General features: G+C 38.6%; 5 protein-coding genes. 1 reads left to right on the top strand and 4 read right to left on the bottom strand.

Translation table 11 applies throughout. The features are described 5' to 3' along the window. Positions 1–74 precede the first annotated feature (74 nt). Positions 75–905: a CvfB family protein gene (locus V7783_RS14990; protein ID WP_335679399.1), complete on the bottom strand. Its 831-nt coding sequence runs from the start codon at positions 903–905 to the stop codon at positions 75–77. A gap of 2 nt (positions 906–907) precedes the next feature. After that, complete coding sequence (locus V7783_RS14985) at positions 908–2,236, bottom strand: DEAD/DEAH box helicase (protein WP_335679398.1); 1,329 nt, start codon at positions 2,234–2,236, stop codon at positions 908–910. 200 nt (positions 2,237–2,436) lie between these two features. Between V7783_RS14985 and trhO the strand changes: the two genes are divergently transcribed. After that, positions 2,437–3,444: an oxygen-dependent tRNA uridine(34) hydroxylase TrhO gene (trhO, locus tag V7783_RS14980; protein ID WP_335679397.1), complete on the top strand. Its 1,008-nt coding sequence runs from the start codon at positions 2,437–2,439 to the stop codon at positions 3,442–3,444. Between the two features lie 166 nt (positions 3,445–3,610). Here the strand turns inward: trhO and V7783_RS14975 are convergent, their stop codons facing one another. Both V7783_RS14975 and V7783_RS14970 read right to left on the bottom strand, forming a co-directional pair. After that, on the bottom strand, positions 3,611–5,107 hold the full coding sequence (locus V7783_RS14975; RefSeq protein WP_335679396.1) for an alkaline phosphatase D family protein: 1,497 nt from the start codon (positions 5,105–5,107) through the stop codon (positions 3,611–3,613). Positions 5,108–5,367: 260 nt separating this feature from the next. Beyond that, positions 5,368–6,207 (bottom strand): UDP-2,3-diacylglucosamine diphosphatase, encoded by an 840-nt coding sequence (locus tag V7783_RS14970; protein ID WP_335679395.1) that lies wholly within the window; start codon positions 6,205–6,207, stop codon positions 5,368–5,370. Positions 6,208–6,235: the final 28 nt, after the last annotated feature.

Here is a 6,235-nt window from a genome sequence, read left to right as displayed (position 1 = left end):
CCGCTGACCGCTGACCGCTGACCGCTGACCGCTGACCGCTGACCGCTGACCGCTGACCGCTGACCGCTGACCGCTTACTTAAGCCTAATAGCCTTAGCTTCAATATCAATTAACCCTTGCTTAAACAAACCACCAATGGCTTTTTTGTAGTTTGCTTTGCTGGTAGAGAACACTTTTTTGATAAGTTCAGGATCGGATTTATCACCTATAGCGAGTACGCCACCTTCTTGTTTTAACTTATCCATGATCTTTTCGCCAAGCTCGCTTACTTTAGCCATACCTGGTTTTTCTAGGATAACGTCAATCTTACCGTCTTCACGTACTTTTTGAACATAACCTGTTAAGCGTTGGCCAACAAACATGTTTTTAAATACCATGTTATAAAAGATCACCCCAAAGTGAGCTTCTTCAATAATAACTTTGTAACCAATGTCTGTTTTTCCAGCCACTATAAGCTGTACTTCTTGCAGTGGTGTATATGCAGGCTCTGTCTTATTTAGAAAGCGATTAAAGTTATTAGATGCACAAATACGGCCGCTGGCATTATCTAAATACAAACGCACGAGGTAAGAATAACCTTCCTGCATTCTTGGTTTTTGTTCGTTGAATGGGGCAAGTACGTCTTTTTCAAGACCCCAATCTAAGAAAGCACCAATGCTGTTTATTTCTTTAACACGCAGTAGGGCATAATCACCTACTTGGGCCAGTGGTTTTTTTGTTGTAGCAGTGGCGAGATTAGCGTTATCTAAAAAGATAAACACACTAACGCTATCACCTGCTTCAAGTTCATGTTTAATTTCATGGCTAGGTAGGAAAACTTCGCCTAGCTCATGGCCGTCAAGGTACGCGCCTTCATTGCTTACTTCGTTTACAAATAAGGTTTGGGTAGTTCCGAGGTAACTCATGTTTATTCCTGTTCTGGCTTTTTACGGCGGCGCATCGGCGCATCACCATCAATGTTTAACGGCGCTTTAATTGGAGCTTGAGGTTGCTTTGGCTTCACTTTACGTTTACTGAGCGATTTAGCTTTAGGCTTGGCTTTATGCTGCGCAGTTGCTTTTATTGTGTCTGGTTTTACTTCTCGCAATCCTTTAAATTTGCCAGTTAAGCCAGCTACTGTATGAAATTCAAGTTCATCATTTAAAAAGGATTTAATCGCTTTATAGCTTGGCCAATCTTTAGGACCAACTAAAGAAATAGCCGTGCCTTTGAAGCCCGCGCGACCAGTACGACCGATACGGTGTACGTATTCTTCAGCATGCTTTGGTAAATCAAAATTGATTACATGGGTTACACTTAATAAATCAAGACCACGGGAAGCAACATCTGTGGTGATTAAAATTTTAAAGTTTTCCCGGCTAAAAGCATCCATAATATCAAGGCGTTTACTTTGCGTTAAATCACCCGCTAGCGCTTGAGCTTTTAAACCTTTACTGATCAACAATTCGCTTAAACGCGTGGTATCAGAGCGAGTAGCAGTAAAGATAATGCATTGACCTACGTCATCTTGTTTTACAAAGTGCTCAAGCAAGGCTTCTTTATGATCTAAATGATCTGCTAAATATAAACTTTGCTTAATGTCTGAATGCTGTTCGTTCGCGGCGCTGAGCATAATTTGCTTAGGCTTTTTTAACAAATTGCGAGATAGCGCATCAACTTGTGCATGGTCTAGTGTTGCAGAGAACAGCAAGGTTTGGCGTAAGCGATGATCAGCCAACTCATTAATCATTTTAAGTTGTTCGGTAAAGCCTAAATCTAAAATACGATCGGCTTCATCAAAAATTAATAGCTCTAAGCCACTTAACTGTAAAGAGCGCTGGGTTAAGTGATCGGCTAAACGCCCTGGTGTGGCAATAACAAAATGTGGATCATTACGCAGCGCTTTAATTTGGTCGTTAAAGTTTTCACCACCGAGGATTTTAACGGCTTTGATATTGGTACCGGCAATAAGCAATCTAAGTTGAGTGAAAACTTGGGTAGCAAGCTCTCGCGTTGGAGCAACAATTAATACACGTGGGTCACGTTTACTGAGGGCCTTTTGTTTCATTACTCGTTGAACTGCGGGTAATAAAAACGCTAACGTTTTACCTGAGCCGGTTTTAGACTGAGCGAAAATATCGTGGCCTGCAAGGGCAGTAGGCACAGCATGAGCTTGAATATCAGTGGGCTGAGTGATGCCTTGATGCGCAAGCTGTGTTTCAAGGCGAGTATCAATCCCAAGATCAGTAAAGTGCAAAGTGTGTTTCTCCAAATTGAGCGAGTCGTTGGCAATTAGCCAAAAATATTGCACCTATTATAGCGTAGTAGGGTGTTGTGCTAACAGTAAAAACCAATCAATAGCGGCTTTTTTTGCATTTAATTTGAAAAAGCGTAAAATACGCGCCCCAATGCGCCGGATTTACGATTCGGTTTTGAAAAAGCAAAATAGGAATCCCCATGACAGCCATTCATAAAGATAATGTCACCAGTGCGCACTTTGTTGTGTGTGCTTTGTATAAATTTGTCGCTTTACCTGAGTTTGAAGCACTGCGCCAACCACTACTTGATGTAATGGAAGCCAATGAAGTACGTGGCACGTTATTAATCGCTGCAGAAGGCATTAACGGCACCGTTGCCGCAAAACGTGAAGGTATTGACAATTTATTAGCCTGGCTTGATAAGCAACCAAACTTAGACAAAATCGTTTCTAAAGAATCATACGATGATGAATGCCCGTTTTACCGCACAAAAGTAAAATTAAAAAAAGAAATCGTGACTATGGGTGTTGAAGGTGTTGACCCATTAAAAGTGGTTGGCAGCTATGTAAAACCAAAAGATTGGAATGCACTTATTTCAGATCCAGAGGTTATTTTAGTTGATACTCGTAACGATTATGAAATCGAAATTGGTACTTTTCAAAACGCGGTAGACCCAAATACTAAAACCTTTCGTGAATTCCCGCAGTGGGCGAAAGAGAACCTTGATCCGAGTAAACACAAAAAAGTAGCGATGTTTTGCACCGGTGGTATTCGCTGTGAAAAGTCGACGGCCTATATGAAAGAGCAAGGCTTTGAAGATGTATACCATCTTGAAGGCGGCATTTTAAAATACTTAGAAGAAGTGCCAAAAGAAGAAACCATGTGGGAAGGTGAGTGCTTTGTATTTGATAACCGCGTAGCGGTAGATCACGACTTACAAAAGGGTTCATACGATCAGTGTCACGCGTGTCGTATGCCAATCACTGAAGACGAAAAGTTAAAAGCTGAATACATGGAAGGCGTTTCGTGCCATCACTGTATTGATGATGTGACCGACGAGCAAAGAGAACGATTTGCGGAGCGCCAAAAGCAAATTGAATTAGCTCAAGCTCGTGGTGAAGGCCATATTGGCAACGAAGCCCAAGCTGTTTTACAAAAGCGTAAAGAAGCCAAAAAAGCACAAAAAGACGCACAGCGTAAAAAGTAATTTAGCGTTATTACTATCGTTTTATAAAGCCTCAGCATTGTCTGGGGCTTTTTTATGATCAATTTTGAATTATAGTCGTTTATAGTGACAACTTATATTTGAATACGTCTAAAAACTTGATTTACATAGTTCCGGCAGACAAATAAAATGATCCCTTTAGAAATTATTAGGTAATAGCTATTTTCGTTGAGCTGGAAACTTTATTTAAGTTGTTAATGATATCAATTTCAATATTACCGTTGGTTACTGTAATCTCTGTGTAATTATTGCGTTTTTCAATATGGGTTTTAGATTCGTTATAGATTTTCTTTGAAATTATTGACGTTGAGTATTCAATAGCACCAAACAGCTCACCTAATTGAAAACTTGCTTTCCCAAGTCCGAATGTTGGCCAATTAAGTGCTGAAGAAACAATATTATAGGCAACTATTTTATTCTCATGGGTAACTTGTGCAACAAAAGAGCAGTGAACATCACCAGATAAGAAAAACACATTTACTATTTGGTTGCTTTTAATGAAATCTAATATTTCTTTTCTTTGCTTGTGACCACCTTTCCATTTATCAAATGGTGAAGTTGCAATTGCTTTACCTTGTCCAATTCCACTTGGTTTAGTGTCGGGTATAAATGGCATTGAACTAATAATAAATTTAACGTCATCCTTATTGTTTAATAAAAAAGATTTAAGAGAACGCATCTGAGTGTCAGGGTCTATAAGTTGCACAAATGCATTGTTATCGTTTGCTTCTAGGTCATTATTTCTCTTATTAAAATTAGCCCCAACTATGCGTTGATATCTGGTGTCCATAGCAAAAAATTTGATATCCGAATGCTGGAATGTATACCAATATTTGAATTTACTAGAAATATAATCTGCCCCGATACGCGATTCTAGATCTTGTATGCTAAATTCAGGGTTGAGAGCATGTTGGAATGCATCGTAGGCTAGTAAACCATTATTTAATATTCTTGAGTCTTTCTTAGTTTTTAACTCTTTATGATGATCATCAGTGAAGTCACTTAATGCCCAATCATTCGTTACTTCGTGATCGTCAAATGTACAATATGTTGGTATAAGTGAAGCAACATTATTATGGGCTTGGTTATAATTTCTAAAGTAATGTTTAGCGAACCCTTTAAATGTTTTTGGTGGATTGTTATTACTTAAATAAGTAATAGGGTGGTCAGCATAAACTTGGTCTCCGCAAGCTATTCTGAAATCGACGTCTCTTTCCTGTTTCAACCTTTTATGCATTATGTTTAGCATAAGATTTTTGTTTCCAAAAGAAGCTAATTGATCTGAGTGTCTACATGAGGTAAGGATAAATTTTGTTCTAGAACCAGAACTGGGGAAGGTTTTTACTTCCAATGGGGAGATATTAGTCCAATCTAACGATGTCAAGGCTTTAGCCTTACCAATAAATACTGAGTAACTAGTAGATGGTTCTAACCCTGTTATTTCTACAAACCCAACATTTTTAAGTTTATGTAAAGTAGGTATTTGCCCTTGATAGATAAGCGAGTCGTCAGGAGCAATTACTTTGATAACTAATAGCCAGTTACCTTTTTTACTACAACATCCCCACACTTTAAACGAACTAGCTGTTTTATGTCCAAAATTAGGGCCACTAATTAATTTTTTAACTGTATGTGAGTTATGCATTGAACATCCTTATTTAATGTTTACTCATAATAGATAGTAGATAAAGTTTATTATCGCCAATAATAGAAATAAGCTTTATCGCTCAGCGAAAAAATAATCTATTAGCAAAGTACTTAAGTTTTTGTAGACGCATAGTATAAATAGCAACCGGATTTTAACGGATTTATTTTCTTATAGAATGATTAAATGGTTAGGACTAGTCAGATTTGATTATGTACTAAAAACCAAATCTGACTGGTTCTCTGTTAGTGAGGTTTTTACTAAGCTGCTGTTTTTGTGTTGCCTGAGGCGGTATTTGTTAGTGTATCAAGCGAGGCAATATCTGCAGAGTTAATGACTTTTTGAGTTTCTGACCAATGGAGTAACTCAATTCGGCCATTTTCTTGCTCAACTAACGCAGTGCAATTTTCTATCCAATCACCATCGTTACAATAAACAATGCCATCAACAACTTTTAATTGCGGGTGGTGAATATGGCCACAGATTATGCCATCAACACCTTGTTTTTTGGCTTCATGGATTGCGGCATTTTCAAATGCTTCGATGGCTTCTCGGGCTTTGTGAACTCGGGCTTTTATCCATGATGCTAGTGACCAATAGTTACCACCATATAAGCGGCGTATACGGTTAGTCCAACGATTTAAAAATAACAACAAGTCGTACCCTGCATCACCAGCAATACTAATTAACTTGTTATACCGCGTGGCGGAATCAAAATCATCCCCGTGAACGAGCAGAAATCGCTTATTGGCTTTGGTGGTGTGAATAAACTGCTGGTGAACTTCTATGCCAAATAAGCTGTTATTGACGTATTGCCGAAAAGTTTCATCATGGTTGCCTGGTATATAAATAACCCGGGTTCCTTGCTCGGCTTTAGCTTGAATACAGGCTAATACTTGATAGTGACTTGCATGCCAAAAGAAGTTTCGTTTCATTGACCACAAATCAACTATGTCACCAACTAAATAAAGGGTTTCACATTCAATACTATTTAAAAAATCGAGCAGGTAATCAGCCCTACAATCTTTATAGCCTAAATGTACATCGGAGATCCAAACGGCGGGATAGTGCTTTTTATCGCTTTTTTCGGTATCGTTCATAGGTATTTACTCACGGTGTAATAACAAC

This window comes from Pseudoalteromonas sp. (assembly GCF_036960685.1).
Lineage (GTDB): Bacteria > Pseudomonadota > Gammaproteobacteria > Enterobacterales > Alteromonadaceae > Pseudoalteromonas.
Note: the sequence above shows the minus strand (reverse complement) of the source record. Positions and strands in the feature narration are given on the sequence as shown.

Coding starts and splice junctions, on each gene's coding strand:
- V7783_RS14990 (WP_335679399.1), bottom strand. CDS start 905: ATGAGTTACCTCGGAACTACCCAAACCTTATTTGTAAACGAAGTAAGC.
- V7783_RS14970 (WP_335679395.1), bottom strand. CDS start 6,207: ATGAACGATACCGAAAAAAGCGATAAAAAGCACTATCCCGCCGTTTGG.
- V7783_RS14975 (WP_335679396.1), bottom strand. CDS start 5,107: ATGCATAACTCACATACAGTTAAAAAATTAATTAGTGGCCCTAATTTT.
- trhO (WP_335679397.1), top strand. CDS start 2,437: ATGACAGCCATTCATAAAGATAATGTCACCAGTGCGCACTTTGTTGTG.